This window comes from Candidatus Paracaedimonas acanthamoebae, assembly GCA_017307065.1.
GTDB classification, from domain to species: Bacteria; Pseudomonadota; Alphaproteobacteria; order Caedimonadales; family Caedimonadaceae; genus Paracaedimonas; species Paracaedimonas acanthamoebae_A.
The window spans coordinates 65,538-82,052 of the sequence record JAFKGL010000011.1; the positions used below are offsets into that span (position 1 = coordinate 65,538).

A 16,515-nucleotide genomic window follows, 5' to 3' on the forward strand; every position below is an offset into this window, starting at 1 on the left:
GTAAAGAAGACATCTTAAAGGGGGAGTTTCGGCTCCCCTTTTTTTTGTCTTGACGATGGCCTAACAACGCCGCATATCTGTAAGCATATCTTCAAAAGGAAAAACGATGTTTAGAAAAAGTTTGCTGACCATTTTGAGTAGTGCCCTTTTCTTAAGTTCTTGTGAAGGCCTAAAAGTCTCGAATGATGAAAAAATCGAAACTCGACGCGAGCAAAAATATCGCGATATGGACAAACTGTTTGGAGAAGATAATTTTTCATTTGGCGGCGATCGCGAATCCTCAAACAAAGGCGAAGTTGGTGTTGGCGTTAATAGCTTTTTATGGAGAGCTTCTCTCGATACAATTTCTTTCATTCCTTTAAAAAGTGCCGATCCTTTTGGTGGTGTTATCCTGACAGAGTGGTACACACCAAGCCCAACATCAAATGAACGCCTTAAAGTTGATATTCTCATCATTGATCGCCAATTGCGCGCAGATGGACTAAAAGTTTCCGTTTTCAGACAAAAACGTCAAGGCACTGAATGGATTGATCAACCCGTCGATACACAAACAGCAATTCAACTTGAAAATGTAATTCTGACGCGTGCCCGTCAATTACGTATTGATAGTGGTAAATAGAGGAATTTCATGGTCGAGCGCTATAATCATCGCGTCGCAGAGGCTAAATGGCAACAACGATGGAACGATTTAGGTTCCTTTAAGGCTATTACGGATCCAGAAAAGCCTAAATATTATGTGCTTGAAATGTTTCCTTATCCTTCGGGCCATATTCATATCGGGCATGTTCGGAACTATTTAATTGGTGACGTGATTGCTCGCTTTAAAAAAGCGCAAGGCTTCAATGTCCTCCACCCTATGGGATGGGACGCTTTTGGTTTGCCTGCCGAAAATGCGGCGATCAAAACAAAAAGTCATCCCGCTCATTGGACGTATAACAATATAAAAATAATGCGAGACCAATTAAAATTAATGGGGCTTGCGTATGATTGGGATCGTGAACTTGCTACCTGTCATCCAGGGTATTATGGTCATGAACAACGACTCTTCCTTGAACTTTATAAACAAGGGCTTATTTATCGCAAAGAAAGCTTTGTGAATTGGGATCCTGTTGAAAACAGTGTCTTGGCCAATGAGCAAGTGATTGAGGGACGTGGATGGCGTTCTGGAGCTAAGGTTGAGCGTCGTAAGTTATCTCAATGGTATTTAAAAATTACCGCCTACGCAGAAGAACTCCTCGAAGGGCTTGATACCCTTAAAGATTGGCCCGAACGAGTTGTCACGATGCAACGCAACTGGATTGGCCGCTCAGATGGCGCTCAAATCACCTTTAAAGTAAAAGAGCTTTCCGAGACGATCACAATCTTTTCTACGCGTCCAGATACTCTTTTTGGGGCAAGTTTTTGCGCTTTATCTCCGCATCATCCCCTGACAGAAAAACTCACCGAAAACAATCCCACTCTGAAGGCTTTCATTGAAGAATGTAACAAGACAAGCATTAACGAAGAAGCCATTGAAAAAGCTGAAAAGCTTGGTTTTAACACGGGATTCCATGTTGAACATCCTTTCGTTGAAGGGCGCCTTTTACCTCTTTACATTGCAAACTTTGTTCTCATGGATTATGGAACAGGGGCTATTTTTGGATGCCCTGCTCACGATACCCGCGACTTCGAGTTTGCCCAAAAATATCATCTAGAGATTCTTCCTGTCATTCATCCTGCAGATCAAACAGCAGATTCTTTCAAGATTACAACTGAGCCTTTTACAGAAGAGGGCCTTCTCTTTAATTCTGATTTTCTCAATGGGCTCACCGTTCAACAAGCAAAAGAATGTGCGATTAAAAAATTATCTGACTTAAAGCTTGGCGAGAAAATCACCACCTATCGTTTACGCGATTGGGGAATCTCTCGACAACGGTACTGGGGATGTCCAATTCCTATGATTCATTGTCCTTCCTGTGGCATTCTTCCTGTCCCTGAAGATCAGCTTCCAATTGCGCTTCCCGAAGATGTGGATTTTGATACGCCGGGCAATCCTTTAGATAGGCATCCTTCTTGGAAGTTCACCACTTGCCCTTCTTGCCATCAGCCCGCAGAACGTGAGACAGACACTTTAGATACTTTTGTTGAATCTTCTTGGTATTTTGCTCGTTTTTGTGCGCCTCGGTTTGATCAGCCCATTTCGCCGGAAGAAACAGCTTATTGGCTTCCTGTTGATCAATACATCGGTGGTATTGAGCATGCCATCCTTCATCTTTTGTATGCTCGTTTTTTCAGTCGTGCTCTTGCTAAAAGTGACTTTTTAACATGCAAAGAACCTTTTAAAGCCCTTTTGGCTCAAGGTATGGTCACACATGAAACTTTTCAGACAGAAGACCAGGAATGGGTCTTCCCTTCAGAAGTTGGCACCAATCAACAAGGCGAGCTTATTCGGGTAAGTGATGGCGCCCGCGTCATCAAAGGTCGCTTAGAAAAGATGAGTAAATCAAAAAAGAATGTGGTTGCGCCGGAAGTTATTACGCAAGATTACGGAGCAGACACCGCACGCTTATTCTTAATTTCTGACAGCCCCCCCGATCGAGATTTAGAATGGACGGATTTAGGCGCCCAGGGCATCTGGAAATACCTCAATCGTGTTTGGACCCTGGCTGATAGCTTTAAACCCTTTCTAGGCCCATTTATGGCGAAGATGCCTGAGACCTTCACAGAAGAAGAAAAAAATCTCCGCCAAATGGCACATCGCACCTTAAAAGATGTGACAGCTTCTATTCAGGCTTTTCATCTCAATCGCTATGTGGCCTATCTCAGAGAATTCAGTAATTACCTTGGAAACTTGAAAGATCTCTCTCAGATGAATGAAGCCGTTTTAAGAGAAGCTCTTGAATTTTTGATTATTGCGATAAACCCCGCAACACCTCACCTTGCTGAAGAAATATGGGCGTCTTTAGGATATACAACCCCGCTCGTGAATACGGCATGGCCTCTTTTTGAGGAAGCATTGACGCAAGAATCTTCTGTAACAATTGCCGTCCAAGTTAATGGAAAGCTTCGAGGAACTTTTGTCTGTGCAAAGGATCAAGAACAAGCAGATCTTGAAAAGACTGCCCTTGCTCTTGAAAATGTTCAGAAAGTTATAGCAGGTCAAAACGTCCGTAAAATTATTATTATCCCAAATAAGGTTGTGAACATTGTTGTGGCTTAATACTCTTTTGATTCTAAGTGGCTTGACTTTAAGTGGATGCGGTTTTCAACCGTTGTATGCGCCCACCACGCAAGCGACTGAAAAACTTTCTCATATAAAAATTAAGCCAATTCCAGATCGAGTGGGCCAGGTCTTGCACAATCATTTACTGGATATTTTAACACCTTATGGTCAACCTAAAAATCCAGACTATATTTTAAAAGTAACCCTCAATGAGCAACGATCCGATTTAGCTCTTCGTAAAGATGCGACCGCCAAACGCGCGCAACTTGAATACACAGCTTATGTGACCTTAAGCCATGCTATTTCTCATGAAGTTATTTTATCAGATCAAGTGAGTTTAATGGCGGGCTTTTCCATTGGGTCTCATGCGGATTTTTCTTCTATTCCTGCGCTTGTCAGCGAAGAGAAAGCACGCCTTCGCGCCATGGAAATTTTGGCCCAAGATATCAAATCTTTAGTAGCAAGCTATTTGAGCACCCAAAATTAAGGGCAACTTTTTAAAGGCTCTCGAGAGAGGTAATTTATTTCCAGAATGATTTATCAAGATTTTTTTATAAAAGAGCTTGAACGCCTTCGGCACGAAAAGAGGTATCGAACTTTTTTAGATCTTGAAAGGTGCGCAGGGGATTTTCCTCAAGCAATCAGTCGAACCTCGAAAGAAAAAATCACCATCTGGTGCAGTAATGATTATTTAGGGATGGGACAGCACCCTCAAATTCTTGCAGAAATGATTGAGACTCTTAAAAGATGTGGTTCAGGTTCTGGCGGGACGCGCAATATCTCAGGAAATACGTTTTCCCATGTTGCCCTTGAAGAAGCTTTAGGTGATTTTCATCAAAAAGAAGCAGCACTCGTCTTTACCTCAGGCTATGTCGCCAATGAAACAACACTGTCAACCTTAGGTTCTTGTTTACCTGAGTGTGTTTTTCTCTCTGATGAAAAGAACCATGCTTCCATCATTCAAGGAATTCGTCATAGTCGAGCTCAAAAGAAAATCTTTCGCCATAATGATGTTTCTCATCTAAAAGAACTTTTATCATCGATCCCTTTTCATGTCCCTAAAGTGATTGTTTTTGAATCTGTTTATTCCATGGATGGTGATTTAGGGCCTCTCAAAGAAATTTGCGCCCTCGCCAAACAGTATAATGCTTTAACGTATTTAGATGAAGTTCATAGTACAGGACTTTATGGCCCTCATGGCGGTGGAATCGCTCAAGCCCTTGGCCTTACTCACGACATTGATATTATCCAAGGGACTCTTGGGAAGGCTTTTGGATTGATCGGAGGCTATATTACAGGAACAAAAGAACTCATTGATTTTATAAGAAGTTTTTCACCTGGTTTTATTTTTACGACCTCATTGCCTCCAGCCATTGTGGCTGGTGCCTTGGTGAGTATTAATATCCTTAAAAATAGTCCTCATCTTCGGAATCAACATCAATTAAATGCGACTTATTTAAAGAAAAAACTCGAAGAATGTGGCCTCCCTTATTTACGAAATGAGAGCCACATTGTTCCCCTTATTGTGGGCGATGCCCAAAGATGTAAAGAAGTTACAGATCGCCTTCTAAACGACTATAAGATCTATGTCCAACCGATCAATTATCCCACAGTGCCAGTAGGAACAGAACGGCTGCGCTTGACGCCCTCAGCTCTCCATACGCCCGCGATGAGTGATGAGTTAGTTGAAGCCCTCACCGAAATTTGGAGAGATTTATCTCTCCCTCAAGCGGCTTAAAAAAGGACGTTTTATGAAAATTTCTTCATTTTCTCAATTTTTGGCGAAAAGGCCCCCGCAGTGCAAATGCTTTTTAATTTATGGCAATAATGAAAATCTTGTTTATTTTCGTGAAAAAGTCCTCCTGAATCAGCTAAAAAAAACAATTCCTTCGCTTCAAGTTCATCCTTTAGAAGAATTTATTCTTCCTGAGGCTCCTTCCTTAAGCTTATTTGAGGCTGAACCGTCGTCTATTGTCTATCTCTATCGCCGTGCGAGCGATCGTCTGTTAAAAGAGATTGAAAAAGGTCTTACCCAAGATCAGAATTATTATATTTTTGCCTCTCCTCAATTGACCTCGAAATCAAAGTTGGTGGATTTTGCGCTCAAACATCCGTCTGTTGCCGCAATTCCTTCTTATACAACTGAAGAGGCAGAAATTACTAAAGTCATTCATGATTTTTGCCAAGAAATGTCTCTAAATTTTCCTCAAGAAGCCAAAAAGATCTTGTTTGAAAACTTGATGACGAACCCTATAACATTTGAAAGCCAACTCCAAAAAGCCGCGTTATTTTATCCGGAAGATTCTTCTAATTTCTCAGACACTGACTTTAAATCCCTGTTTGTGTCAAAAGAAGAAGGTGATCTTTTTAAAATGAAAGATGCCTTCTTTAAAGGGGATGTGGCTGCATTTACTCAATTATGGAATATTTTAAAGAAAGATGACTTTCAAGATATCGCTCTGATCCGCTTTCTTCAAGCAGAAGCTTTTCGCAGCTTAAAAGGCCCTGGGAATGGACCTTATCAGGCGCGCCCTCCTTTAACGCCTCTTCAAGTTTCCACGTTGTTATCTCTTCTCTTAACTCTTGAGACCACCTTAAAGTGGCAAGCTGATTTACCTGACAATTATCTTTTACAGAAATTACTTCAGTGGTTGCCCGCTAAAAGCCTTGAAACAAGATAATCAAGTTCTTCCAGGTTACTAAAATGAATATTAAGATGTCCGCCATCCCCTTTTAATTCAAGGGCAACCGCTAGATTTAAAGCCCCTTTGAGCTCATTTTCGAGCATGGCTTTATCATCTACGCTATAGGCTCGATCTATAAACGCAGAAGGTTTTTGAGCCTTTGGTGTAGACGGGTTATTTTGTTTTTGGATTAATTGCTCTGTTTGACGAACATTTAAGCCTTGTTTAACAACTTTTTCCCCAAGAAGAGAAGGGTTTTTGGCGCCCAATAGTGCACGCGCATGACCTGCTGTCAATTTTCCTAAACGAATATAGTCTCGAAGATTGTCGGGTAGATTTAAAAGCCTTAAGGTATTGGCGATATGGCTTCGACTTTTGCTCAAAGATTTTGCTAAATCTTCTTGTGTGTAATCAAATTCTTCCATAAGTCTCTTATAGCCTTGGGCTTCTTCTAAAATACTTAAATCATGGCGTTGAATATTTTCAATCAACGCAAGCTCAAGGGCTTCACGATCATTAAGCTGCTTTACAAGCGCAGGAATTTCCTGAAGGCCTGCTTGCTTTGCCGCGCGCCAGCGACGTTCTCCTGCCACAATTTCATAATTTGACATTCCATTTTGGAGAGGACGAATTAAGATCGGTTGAATCACGCCTTTTTCACGGATCGATTCGACCAAAGTGTCAAAAGGTTCTTGATCAAAATGTTCACGCGGTTGATATTTTCCAGGACAGATTTCAAAAAGAGAAATCTTTTGAATATGAGTCCCTTCTTGAGATATAAATGCCGGATCGGGCCCTAAAAGAGCATCTAATCCTCGTCCCAATGAGCGATTAATTGGCGAATTCGACATATTTTCTTTCCTGAGTTTGTTGCAAAACCTCACTGGCAAGCTTCATGTAAGCAAGAGAACCCGAACTTCTGACATCGTAAAGCAAAACCGGCGTCCCATGAGAAGGCGCCTCTGAAATCTTGACGTTGCGAGGAATCGGATTTTTAAAAACAAGCTCTTTGAAATGAGTCCGTACATCTTCGGCAACCTGCTCAGAAAGAACATTTCGTTTATCATACATCGTAAGGGCAATTCCCAACAAAGAAAGCTGAGAATTAAGTCGCCCTTGGACACGACGAACCGTATTCATAAGTTGGCTTAATCCTTCAAGAGCATAGAATTCACATTGTAAAGGAACCAAAATATAGGTTGCAGAAGTTAATGCATTAAGGGTTAAAAAGCCCAAAGAAGGAGGGCAATCAATTAAAATATAATCGTATTCTTCTTCAACTTCTTCTAAGGCTTGTTTTAATTTAAATTCTCTTTGTGGAAGAGAGACAAGTTCAACTTCGGCGCCGGAAAGATGAGGAGAAGCGGGGAGAATCGATAGATAAGGGATGCGTGTTTTAATGATGCAGTCTGAGGCTTTTTCAATACCTAAAAGAACTTCATAGCTTCCAGCTTTTCTTTCTCTTCCATAGAGCCCCATGCCTGTGGAAGCATTTCCTTGAGGATCAAGGTCGATCATTAAGACTTTTTTAAGGCTTGCCGCGAGGGCCGTCGCAAGATTAATTGCCGTCGTTGTTTTGCCAACCCCACCTTTTTGATTTGCAATCGCAATGACTGTCATTTCGTCCTCATTTTACTTTCTTGCTTACTTCTTTTACCTCTAAAATCTTTCCTTGGCAATCTGTAATACTTGAATGAACCATGATATTAAAATCCCAGTCTTTTTGAGCTTCTGTAATTTCTTCTAAATAACTTTTTCCTTTAAGCAATAAAAAGGTCGTTGAAGAAGAGGATAAAGGAACGGTCAATTCAAAAAGACGCCTCAAGGGAGCAAATCCTCGCGCCGTAATAACATCGCCTTTTAAGCCATTAAGTGATTCAACACGATCACAGATGACTTGTGCCGTTGATTTCGTCTTTAAGATGACCTGATTTAAAAAAGTCGCTTTCCGATGATCAGACTCGACCAAACTCACGGGAAGCTCTTGAAGAAGAGAGAGAACAAGCCCAGGAAATCCGGCCCCACTTCCCACATCCACAATCGTTTGAGCCGAAGGTGGAATAAACTTAAGCAGCTGAGCGCTATCTAAAAAATGACGATCCTCAATTTCTTCCACCGTTGAATTGGAAATGAGGTTAATCGCCTTTTGCCACTTGATAAGTTCTTCGTGATAAATTCCCAAGGCTAAAAATGTTTCACGTGAAACATTTTTGCCCTGAGATGTTAAAAAATCCTTAAAATTCATATACTTATGAATTCATTGACGTGAAGAAATCTTGATTATTTTTTGTGGCTTTTAATTTATCATGCATGAATTCCATCGCGTCATTGGGACCCATCGGTGCCAAAATACGGCGAAGAACCCATACTTTAGAAAGCTCGCCCCTATCAACCAACAATTCTTCTTTTCGGGTGCCTGAACGGGTAATATCAATTGCTGGGAAGATTCTTTTATCTGAAAGTTTACGATCAAGAATAATTTCTGCGTTACCCGTGCCTTTGAATTCTTCGAAAATAACTTCATCCATTCTCGAGCCTGTTTCGACCAAAGCCGTGGCGATAATTGTAAGGGATCCCCCTTCTTCAATGTTACGAGCCGCTCCAAAGAAACGCTTAGGACGTTGAAGCGCATTCGCATCCACACCGCCTGTAAGAACCTTTCCAGAAGACGGAACGATTGTGTTATAAGCGCGCGCAAGACGAGTGATAGAATCCAAAAGAATAACGACGTCTCGTTTTCCTTCCACAAGCCTCTTGGCTTTTTCAATAACCATTTCAGCCACTTGAACATGTCGGCTTGCAGGCTCATCAAAGGTGGAACTTAAAACTTCGCCTTTAACAGAACGAGCCATATCTGTGACTTCTTCAGGACGCTCATCAATGAGCAAAACAATCAAATACACTTCAGGATGATTGATGGAAATAGCATTCGCAATTTGTTGCAACATCACAGTTTTACCTGTTCGGGGCGGCGCTGTAATCAACGCACGCTGCCCTTTTCCAAGAGGAGAAACTAAATCCACAACCCGAGTCGTTAAATCACCATTTTCAGGATTATCAATTTCCATTTTAAGGCGTTGATTGGGGTAAAGAGGCGTTAAGTTATCAAAGTTAATTCGATGTTTTGCTTGCTCAGGATCTTCAAAGTTAATTGTGTTTAACTTTAAGAGAGCAAAATAGCGCTCACCTTCTTTCGGAGCCCGAATTTGTCCATCAAGAACATCGCCTGTCCGCAATCCAAAACGACGAATTTGGCTGGGGGATACATAAAGATCATCAGGGCCGGGCAAAAAATTCATTTGAGGAGAGCGTAAGAAACCATACCCATCTTGAAGAATTTCAAGAACACCACCACCATAGATGGGGATATCTTTACTGGCGAGTTGCTTTAAGATGGCAAAAATAAGGTCTTGTTTTTTTAGAGAACTTGCGTTTTCGATTTCGTGTTCTTCTGCGATTGCCAACAGATCAGAAGGCAACTTAAGCTTAAGCTCTTGGATGTTCATAAATTATTATACTCTCATTGAATGAATTAATACGTACCATTTTATAAGGGATTTTGGACCTGAAGAATCTTGATCCGTCACTAGCTATACTCTCAAAAAGGCTTCATGACAACAAGAAAGACAACAAAAATCATCAAAATAGGGGCTATTTCATTAATAAGGCGATAAAAGCGTTGAGAATGCTGGTTTTTTGAGGCCTGAAAAAGTTTCATCCAGCGAATCAGAATCCCATGATACCCGGCTAAAAGAAACACTAAAAACAATTTAGCATGAATCCACCCCAAAGGACTTACTAAAATTCCGGGCACCATTAAAAGGGAAATTCCCGTCACAAAGGTTAAGATCATGGCGGGCGTCATAATGATGCGCGCGAGTCTTTTTTCCATCACACATAATGTCGTATCAAGTTCGGACCCTGGCGTCGCTGTTGCATGATAAACATACAGACGAGGCTGATAAAAAAGAGCTGCCATCCAACTGATAACAAACACAATATGAAGGCTTTTAAGAAAAAGATAATGCTCTGCTAAAAAATCACTCATGACGATCTCCGACACATACAGGTAGTAAATTGAGGGCCACATTGAAAATCAACATTCCCGGACGCAAGCCCAGCTTGAGAAGATTTTATCATCTGTGCTAAGCTATTTATAAAAGCAGGATGAGTACTGACCGTGGGAATCCGGACATAAAAAGGAACGTTTTCACGCTGTGCAACTGCTTGATATTGAAGATCCAACTCAACGAGCGTTTCAGAATGCTCAGAAACAAACGAGATCGGAACGACAATAACACCAACACGATCTTGAGCGGCACGTTTAATTTCAGTCTCAAGGGACGGGGTTAACCATTTAAGAGGGCCGACTTTAGACTGATAACACACTACAAAATCTTTAATCTCAAGACGTTGCGCGATCGTTTGGGCTGAAAGCTCAACATGATGTTGATAAGGGTCCCCCTGGTCGATGACTTTTTGCGGTAGCCCATGGGCCGAAAAAAGCACTCGGTAAGGCCTTTTTTCACCCTTAACAACTTCATGAATAAGGTCACAATTTGCGGCTATGAACCCTTCATTCTGGGGGTAACAACAAATCGTTTTTGTCGCAATTTCAAGGCCTTCTTTCTTCGTCTCTTCCGTCCAAGCCTTCAGCGAAGATGCTGTCGTCGTTGTCGAAAATTGAGGATATAACGGCACGAGAATAATTTCTGAGGGGTCATAAGCTTTCACCGCTTTTACGGCCTCATCGATCAAAGGATGCCAATACCGCATCGCAATAAAAACACGCCATCCCTCTCCCAGAGAGGCTTCCAGAACCTTTGCTTGTTGTTGCGTATTCGGCAAAAGGGGCGATCTCCCCCCAATTTGAGCATAGATTTCTTGGGCCTCTTTCGTGCGCCGTTTTGCAATTAAAAACGCCAAAAGGCTTCGGAATGGCTGAAAAACAGGTAAAATTGCCCGATCATTAAAAAGATTAAACAAAAAAGGCTGAACGGCCTTCAACTCATCAGGCCCCCCTAAATTAAACAGGATAACGGCCTTTCGGTTCATTTTTTTTAGGCCTCTTTAACAAGGTGAATAAAATCAGCCACATGATCAATCGGTGTTTCCGGAACAATACCATGGCCTAGATTAAAAATATAAGGACCTTGAGCTTGTAAAGTGCGATATCTTTCGACTTCTTGTCGTAAAATATCCCCCCCTGCCACCAAGACTTGAGGATCGATTCCGCCTTGTAAAACCACCTCGTGCGTAAAGTTTTTCTTCACCCACTCTAAAGAAATTCTGGAATCAAGGCCAACCCCATCCACGTTTGTTTTTTCTTGGTATTCTTTCGTTTTTTCCCCTAATCCCCGTGGAAAACCGATGATAGGAACATGAGGAAAGGCGGTTTTTAAAGCTTTAACAATGGCTTGTGTGGGCTGATAAATGGCTTGATTCACCAATCGATCAGGTACAGCTTCGCCCCAAGATTCAAAGAGTTGCAAAACCTGAGCGCCTGCTTCAACTTGTCGAATCAAGTAAACAATCGTCGCTTCTGTAATAATTTTGAGCAAATCCTGAAAGGCTTGAGGATGACGAAAAGCAAAAGCTTTTGCACGATCAAAGCTTTTCGAAGACTGCCCTTCTAACATGTAGCACGCAACTGTCCACGGAGCGCCAGCAAACCCAATTAAATTCACCGAGGGAGAGAGGGCTGCCCTGACCAGACTTATCGCCTCACACGTAGGGCCAAAACGGTCTTCACGAAGGGTTAATCGAGAAAGTGAGGTCGTGGCTTCAATACGATCAAGATGAGGCCCCTGCCCCTCTATAAACGTCAAATTGAGCCCTAAAGCGTAAGGAACAATCAAGATATCTGAAAAAATGATCGCGGCATCAAGGTCAAAGCGCTTTAACGGTTGTAAGGTGATTTCGGCGGCTGCTGACGGTGTTAAGCATAAATCTAGAAAAGATCGAGCATTGGCTCTAAGAGCTCGATATTCTGGAAGATAACGACCCGCTTGTCGCATAATCCAACAAAGGGGCTGAGAATTCTTTTTTTCATCGAATAGTTTTAAGAGTGTCATATTACAATATTAATAATTTATTAATAAATGATAGTTGTTGATGTTGTCATGGGGATAACAGTTGTTCACAACCCTTCATGTTTTTGTATAGGGAAGTGATTTAAGAAGCAAATGATTATATTTTTTATTTTTATCCCTGTCTTATTCTTCCCTTATTCACAGCTTATTCACTTGTGGATAACAAGAGAACAAGATAGTTCGCTTGTGAATCATTTTTGGGGAAGAGATGATTGTTTTCTTTTTTCGGGATGACTATTATTGAGTTATCCACAAGTTTTCAGACAAGGGACAGTGATGGAATTACCTCAGGTCTTAGGGCTCACCGGGTCGATTGGTACCGGAAAATCAACAGTTGCCAAAATGTTTCGATCCTTAAAAATACCAGTCGTCGATGCGGATAAAATCGTTCATCAGCTTTATGAGACGTCTCCGATCTTGATCGAAAAGGTGGGAGCGTATCAAGACTCTCTGATCAATGAAGGAAAAGTGGATCGTTATGCTCTGGCGCAGCTTGTTGTTAACGATCCGTCTTTTCTGCCTTTTCTTGAAGAAACCGTCCATCCTCTTGTGAAGCAACGATTATTAGATGCCATTGAGGTCGCAAAAAAAGAAAAAATACCCCTCTTGGTTCTTGAAGTCCCCTTGCTTTTTGAGGTGGGATTAGATGAGGTGTGTGATTTTACTCTTGTCGTTCATACGTCGGAGGCTCTGCAAAGAGAGCGCGTGCTCAGGCGCCTCGGCATGACGGAAGAAAAACTCTTAAAAATGTTAAGGCGACAACTCCCTCAAGAAGAGAAAATCAATTGCGCAGATTTTACACTTGATACTTCGCAAGCACGCGTTCATATCTTTAAAGATCTTTTAAGGCATCTCAAGAAGGTTTGTTCAAGTCATGCGTGAAATTGTCCTGGATACGGAAACAACGGGATTTGAGCCATCGGATGGTCATCGGCTGGTTGAAATTGGGTGTATAGAGCTTATCAATTTTGTACCGACAGGGGCAGTCTTTCACAAATATATTAATCCCGAGCGAGAGGTGCCTCAAGAAGCCTTTAATGTTCACGGTCTTTCGTATAGTTTTTTGAAAGATCATCCCCTCTTTGAAGATATTCACTTACAATTTCTGGAATTTATTGGAGACAGCCCTTTAGTTATTCACAATGCTCGATTTGATATGAAATTTTTGAACGCGGAACTGGGGCGCCTTAATTCTGTTGTTCTTCCTTCTGAAAGAGCGATTGATACGCTTGCATTAGCCAAAAGTTTATTTCCAGGATCTCCTGCGAGTCTGGACGCTTTATGTCGACGGTTTGAGATCGACAATTCTAATCGTATTAAACATGGTGCCCTTTTAGACGCAGAGCTTCTTGCTGAAGTTTATTTGGAGCTTAAAGGGGGGCGCCAACCCACCCTTAATTTGGCCACAAAAATAACGAATTCAAGCCTTACAGCAGCCGAAAAGAAGTTCTATCCTGCGCGTCCTTTTGAAGTTCATGAAGCAGATCTCCAGCTTCATGAAGTCTTTTTAGATAAGCTTAAGAATCCTGCGTGGCGTTCTCTTGGGAACCATACTGATTCCGGTAAAGCTCAAGGAAATCGATAGGGCTTAACATAAGGGCTGGGAATCCGCCTTCTCGCGTGAGCGTCGAAAGAACACTTCTGGCATACGGGAAAAGTAATCGAGGACATTCAATCATGAGAATGGGATGAACAGCTTCTTGGGGAAGATTACTGGCTAAAGTGAACACTCCGGCATATTGAAGTTCGGCTAAAAACATCAGATGGTTATTTTTTTGAGCTTTTGCGGTTAAATGAAGCGTCACTTCATACACATGTTCACTCACGGGTTGAGCTTGGATATCGATATTGAGTTCAATTTCGGGCGCATGCTCGTCATTTTCGCTCAAGCTTTCTAAAGGAGACGGATTTTCAAAAGAAATATCTTTGACATATTGGGCATTAACGATGAGAGGCATTGCCGGAATGTTGGCACTAGGTTCCATTTCTGGGGTGCCATTTATTTTTTTTGGCTTTTGAGTTTCATTTTGGGCCATTATGATCTCCTTAAATCTTTTTTAGGTGTTGGGACTCTATCATGGTTTCCCAGAGTATGACAATATAAGGATAAAAAGAACGTTTTGAAGGAGAAATAAATGGGAACCTTGATTGAGATTTTGGTGCTCGCGTTTGGGGCAGCGATGATTATTTTTAAATTAATTTCGGTTTTAGGCCAACGAACAGGATTTGATCCCTCGGAAGGTCGCCGAGAAACTTTTCGAGATCCTTTAAATCCGAGTGAAAAACAAGAAACTACTTTTTCTTCTTCGGAAGAAGAGCTTATTGGTCCGGGGCTTCGTAAAATTTATGCCCAAATGCTATCCGTAGATTCACGATTTTCTCTGAGTCGCTTTTTGGCAGGGGCAACACGCGCGTTTGAAATGATTGTGCTGGCCTATGCAAAAGAAGATTTAAAAAGTTTGAAATCGTTATTATCATCGGAAGTTTATAAGGATTTTGAAGTAGCAGTTAAAGAAAGGCAGCAAAAAAGGGAAAGTCTTGAGACAACTATAGCAAAAATTGAATCTTCTCAAATTACGGATATGCGATTACAGGAAACGGAAGCGATGATGACGGTGCGCTTTATATCTGAGCAAACGCATGTGATCCGAAATGAGGCTGGCGAAATTATTGAAGGTACGGCGAAACAAAGTGAGCAAATCATTGATATCTGGACTTTTTCACGAGATCTTCGTTCTAAAGATTTTCAGTGGACTTTGATAAAGGTCGAACAATAATGACGGCTCCTATTGCCCCGATCACCTTTCAAAAATTCTCGTTTCAAAATGTTGAAATCACCAATCTTCCTGGCTTTTCAACAGATACGCTTGACGAGGCATGTTTAGCTTGGAATCGGTCTGCGGCTGTTCTAAAAAGCCTTTCTCCTGAGACCTCTTTGGGGGTGGCAGGGACCCGAACAGAATGGGAGGAAGTTTTAAGGAATCCTGTAAAAGAAACCGAGTTCCGAGAATTTTTAACGTCACACTTTAAAGCTTATCATCTTTCTTATGATGGGGATTCGACAGGGTTGTTTACAGGCTACTTTGAGCCTTCTATAAAGGCATCGATGGTACCATCTGCTGATTTTCCTTATCCAGTTTACGGGCGTCCTCAAAATCTTGTCGTCATTGAAGATTTAGGTCAATTTCATTCGGCGTTAGCGGGATATCGTATTGCGGGCACTCTTCAAGAAAAGACCTTAAGGCCTTATTATTCACGACGAGAATTATCCTCTGGATGTTTGGAAGGACATCATCTCGAAATTGCTTGGGTCGCAAATAAAATTGACCTTTATTTTATGCATATTCAAGGATCTGGAAAACTTGAATTTGAAGATCATTGGATAAGAGTGGGCTATGATGGAACGAATGGATATCCGTATACCTCCATTGGAAAATATATGGTGGCTCAAGGATTTTTGACGCCTGAAAATGCAACCATGAAAGGATTAAAGGCGTGGCTCCAGGAGAATCCCAAAAAAATAGATGATATTTTGAATCAGAATGACTCCTTTGTCTTTTTTAAGAATTTAGGAGCTAAAGAAGGACCTCTTGGGCGACAAGGCGCTGTCTTGACACCTAAAAGAAGTTTGGCGGTGGATCCGCGCGTGATTGCTCTTGGGATGCCACTGTGGCTATCGGCAGAATCACCTTGTGTTTCTGAACGGCCTTTGCAGCGGTTTATGGTCGCTCAAGACGTGGGTGGCGCGATTAAAGGTCCTATTCGGGGAGATTTTTATTGGGGAACCGGCGATCAAGCCGGAAGCCTCGCTGGTGATATGAAATCGACTGGTGAGCTTTATTTTCTGATCCCAAAAACAGTGGAATTTAAAGGCTTCAATAGATGACGGAGGGGCCTCAAGATCCTTGGAAGCTTTATTTACGAGATGTCAAAGCTCTTTCTTTTCCGACGAAGGTTGAAAAGAAACCTCAAAAGCGTCAACGTCGATCGCCGAATCCTCTTAAGTCCTTTTTAAATAACGTTTCTTTTGAAAATGTTTCACGTGAAACATTTTTGATCTCGTCACATTCTCAAGCTCTCTCTCGCAAAAAAATCCGAAATGCAACTGTTGAGCGAAGATTTGATTTACATGGCCTGACATTAAAAGAAGCCCATCGTGAATTGTCTGTTTTTTTATGGAAAGCTTCTCAACAAGGCTTACGAACCGTTCTTGTGATTACCGGAAAAGGAAGAGGTTCTCGGTCATTTGATGACGGGGAAAATTTTCGAATGACGCTTAAAGAAGCTGTTCCTTTATGGCTTCAAGAACCTCCTTTAAAATCTTTAGTCGGTTCTTGGTCAAAAGCTTCCCCTGAGCATGGCGGTGAAGGGGCGCTTTATATCTTTTTGAGATCAGGGATATGAAGAAAAATCATAGAATCTAAAAATAATAATCTATTTTTTTTGCTTAAAATCAATAACTTGTTTAAAAATGTTTCACGTGAAACATTTTAAGAGATGATGCATTATTTTCTAGAGAACATAAGGCATTTAAAGA

Annotated in this window: 18 protein-coding genes; 10 read left to right on the top strand and 8 right to left on the bottom strand. The window is 41.5% G+C overall.

Annotated elements, in window-relative coordinates; genetic code table 11:
- The first annotated feature begins 106 nt into the window (after window positions 1–106).
- From J0H12_01370 to J0H12_01390, 5 genes are read left to right on the top strand one after another with little or no spacing between them, the layout of a single operon-like run.
- Entirely contained in the window at window positions 107–619 is a 513-nt protein-coding gene (locus J0H12_01370; GenBank protein MBN9412562.1) for a DUF3576 domain-containing protein, read from the top strand.
- Window positions 620–628: 9 nt separating this feature from the next.
- Window positions 629–3,199 (top strand): leucine--tRNA ligase, encoded by a 2,571-nt coding sequence (locus J0H12_01375; GenBank protein ID MBN9412563.1) that lies wholly within the window; start codon window positions 629–631, stop codon window positions 3,197–3,199.
- On the top strand, window positions 3,186–3,689 hold the full coding sequence (locus J0H12_01380; GenBank protein ID MBN9412564.1) for a hypothetical protein: 504 nt from the start codon (window positions 3,186–3,188) through the stop codon (window positions 3,687–3,689). Before J0H12_01375 ends, J0H12_01380 begins: the two co-directional genes overlap by 14 nt.
- Before the next feature lie 45 nt (window positions 3,690–3,734).
- Window positions 3,735–4,940, top strand: a complete 1,206-nt coding sequence (gene hemA / locus J0H12_01385) for a 5-aminolevulinate synthase (GenBank protein MBN9412565.1) — start codon at window positions 3,735–3,737, stop codon at window positions 4,938–4,940.
- A gap of 13 nt (window positions 4,941–4,953) precedes the next feature.
- A complete protein-coding gene (locus J0H12_01390) occupies window positions 4,954–5,883 on the top strand; it encodes a hypothetical protein (GenBank protein ID MBN9412566.1) in 930 nt (309 codons plus the stop codon).
- On the opposite strand, the gene J0H12_01395 is transcribed toward J0H12_01390, so the two are convergent.
- From J0H12_01395 to J0H12_01425, 7 genes are all read right to left on the bottom strand, one after another.
- Complete coding sequence (locus J0H12_01395) at window positions 5,847–6,737, bottom strand: ParB/RepB/Spo0J family partition protein (protein ID MBN9412567.1); 891 nt, start codon at window positions 6,735–6,737, stop codon at window positions 5,847–5,849. The genes J0H12_01390 and J0H12_01395 overlap by 37 nt on opposite strands.
- Window positions 6,718–7,506 (bottom strand): ParA family protein, encoded by a 789-nt coding sequence (locus tag J0H12_01400; GenBank protein MBN9412568.1) that lies wholly within the window; start codon window positions 7,504–7,506, stop codon window positions 6,718–6,720. The genes J0H12_01395 and J0H12_01400 overlap by 20 nt, the downstream gene beginning before the upstream one ends.
- 7 nt (window positions 7,507–7,513) lie before the next feature.
- Window positions 7,514–8,131: a 16S rRNA (guanine(527)-N(7))-methyltransferase RsmG gene (rsmG, locus tag J0H12_01405; GenBank protein MBN9412569.1), complete on the bottom strand. Its 618-nt coding sequence runs from the start codon at window positions 8,129–8,131 to the stop codon at window positions 7,514–7,516.
- A 4-nt stretch (window positions 8,132–8,135) separates the two neighbouring features.
- Window positions 8,136–9,392, bottom strand: a complete 1,257-nt coding sequence (rho, locus tag J0H12_01410; protein MBN9412570.1) for a transcription termination factor Rho — start codon at window positions 9,390–9,392, stop codon at window positions 8,136–8,138.
- Between the two features lie 92 nt (window positions 9,393–9,484).
- Entirely contained in the window at window positions 9,485–9,934 is a 450-nt protein-coding gene (hemJ, locus tag J0H12_01415) for a protoporphyrinogen oxidase HemJ (protein MBN9412571.1), read from the bottom strand.
- Window positions 9,931–10,941 carry a ferrochelatase gene (hemH, locus tag J0H12_01420; protein ID MBN9412572.1) on the bottom strand — a complete coding sequence of 337 codons (1,011 nt, stop codon included), beginning with the start codon at window positions 10,939–10,941 and terminating at the stop codon, window positions 9,931–9,933. Before hemH ends, hemJ begins: the two co-directional genes overlap by 4 nt.
- Before the next feature lie 5 nt (window positions 10,942–10,946).
- Window positions 10,947–11,960 carry a uroporphyrinogen decarboxylase gene (locus tag J0H12_01425; protein ID MBN9412573.1) on the bottom strand — a complete coding sequence of 338 codons (1,014 nt, stop codon included), beginning with the start codon at window positions 11,958–11,960 and terminating at the stop codon, window positions 10,947–10,949.
- 258 nt (window positions 11,961–12,218) lie between these two features.
- Here J0H12_01425 and J0H12_01430 point away from each other — a divergent pair, with 258 nt between their 5' ends.
- Window positions 12,219–12,860: a dephospho-CoA kinase gene (locus J0H12_01430; protein ID MBN9412574.1), complete on the top strand. Its 642-nt coding sequence runs from the start codon at window positions 12,219–12,221 to the stop codon at window positions 12,858–12,860.
- On the top strand, window positions 12,853–13,563 hold the full coding sequence (dnaQ, locus tag J0H12_01435; GenBank protein MBN9412575.1) for a DNA polymerase III subunit epsilon: 711 nt from the start codon (window positions 12,853–12,855) through the stop codon (window positions 13,561–13,563). Before J0H12_01430 ends, dnaQ begins: the two co-directional genes overlap by 8 nt.
- Here the strand turns inward: dnaQ and secB are convergent.
- Window positions 13,496–14,014, bottom strand: a complete 519-nt coding sequence (gene secB / locus J0H12_01440; GenBank protein MBN9412576.1) for a protein-export chaperone SecB — start codon at window positions 14,012–14,014, stop codon at window positions 13,496–13,498. The genes dnaQ and secB overlap by 68 nt on opposite strands.
- A 99-nt stretch (window positions 14,015–14,113) precedes the next feature.
- Here secB and J0H12_01445 point away from each other — a divergent pair, with 99 nt between their 5' ends.
- From J0H12_01445 to J0H12_01455, 3 genes are read left to right on the top strand one after another with little or no spacing between them, the layout of a single operon-like run.
- The gene (locus J0H12_01445; protein ID MBN9412577.1) at window positions 14,114–14,755 is read left to right on the top strand and encodes a Tim44 domain-containing protein; all 642 of its coding nucleotides are present in this window, start codon (window positions 14,114–14,116) and stop codon (window positions 14,753–14,755) included.
- On the top strand, window positions 14,728–15,864 hold the full coding sequence (locus J0H12_01450; protein ID MBN9412578.1) for an MltA domain-containing protein: 1,137 nt from the start codon (window positions 14,728–14,730) through the stop codon (window positions 15,862–15,864). The genes J0H12_01445 and J0H12_01450 overlap by 28 nt, the downstream gene beginning before the upstream one ends.
- Window positions 15,861–16,382, top strand: coding sequence for a Smr/MutS family protein (locus J0H12_01455; GenBank protein ID MBN9412579.1), 522 nt, complete (start codon window positions 15,861–15,863; stop codon window positions 16,380–16,382). The genes J0H12_01450 and J0H12_01455 overlap by 4 nt, the downstream gene beginning before the upstream one ends.
- The last annotated feature ends 133 nt before the right edge of the window (window positions 16,383–16,515 follow it).

Excerpts from the sequence above, each read along its gene's own strand:
- J0H12_01370 (MBN9412562.1), top strand. The coding sequence starts at position 107 with ATGTTTAGAAAAAGTTTGCTGACCATTTTGAGTAGTGCCCTTTTCTTA.
- J0H12_01375 (MBN9412563.1), top strand. The coding sequence starts at position 629 with ATGGTCGAGCGCTATAATCATCGCGTCGCAGAGGCTAAATGGCAACAA.
- hemA (MBN9412565.1), top strand. The coding sequence starts at position 3,735 with ATGATTTATCAAGATTTTTTTATAAAAGAGCTTGAACGCCTTCGGCAC.
- J0H12_01390 (MBN9412566.1), top strand. The coding sequence starts at position 4,954 with ATGAAAATTTCTTCATTTTCTCAATTTTTGGCGAAAAGGCCCCCGCAG.
- J0H12_01395 (MBN9412567.1), bottom strand. The coding sequence starts at position 6,737 with ATGTCGAATTCGCCAATTAATCGCTCATTGGGACGAGGATTAGATGCT.
- J0H12_01400 (MBN9412568.1), bottom strand. The coding sequence starts at position 7,506 with ATGACAGTCATTGCGATTGCAAATCAAAAAGGTGGGGTTGGCAAAACA.
- rsmG (MBN9412569.1), bottom strand. The coding sequence starts at position 8,131 with ATGAATTTTAAGGATTTTTTAACATCTCAGGGCAAAAATGTTTCACGT.
- rho (MBN9412570.1), bottom strand. The coding sequence starts at position 9,392 with ATGAACATCCAAGAGCTTAAGCTTAAGTTGCCTTCTGATCTGTTGGCA.
- hemJ (MBN9412571.1), bottom strand. The coding sequence starts at position 9,934 with ATGAGTGATTTTTTAGCAGAGCATTATCTTTTTCTTAAAAGCCTTCAT.
- hemH (MBN9412572.1), bottom strand. The coding sequence starts at position 10,941 with ATGAACCGAAAGGCCGTTATCCTGTTTAATTTAGGGGGGCCTGATGAG.
- J0H12_01425 (MBN9412573.1), bottom strand. The coding sequence starts at position 11,960 with ATGACACTCTTAAAACTATTCGATGAAAAAAAGAATTCTCAGCCCCTT.
- dnaQ (MBN9412575.1), top strand. The coding sequence starts at position 12,853 with ATGCGTGAAATTGTCCTGGATACGGAAACAACGGGATTTGAGCCATCG.
- secB (MBN9412576.1), bottom strand. The coding sequence starts at position 14,014 with ATGGCCCAAAATGAAACTCAAAAGCCAAAAAAAATAAATGGCACCCCA.
- J0H12_01445 (MBN9412577.1), top strand. The coding sequence starts at position 14,114 with ATGGGAACCTTGATTGAGATTTTGGTGCTCGCGTTTGGGGCAGCGATG.
- J0H12_01455 (MBN9412579.1), top strand. The coding sequence starts at position 15,861 with ATGACGGAGGGGCCTCAAGATCCTTGGAAGCTTTATTTACGAGATGTC.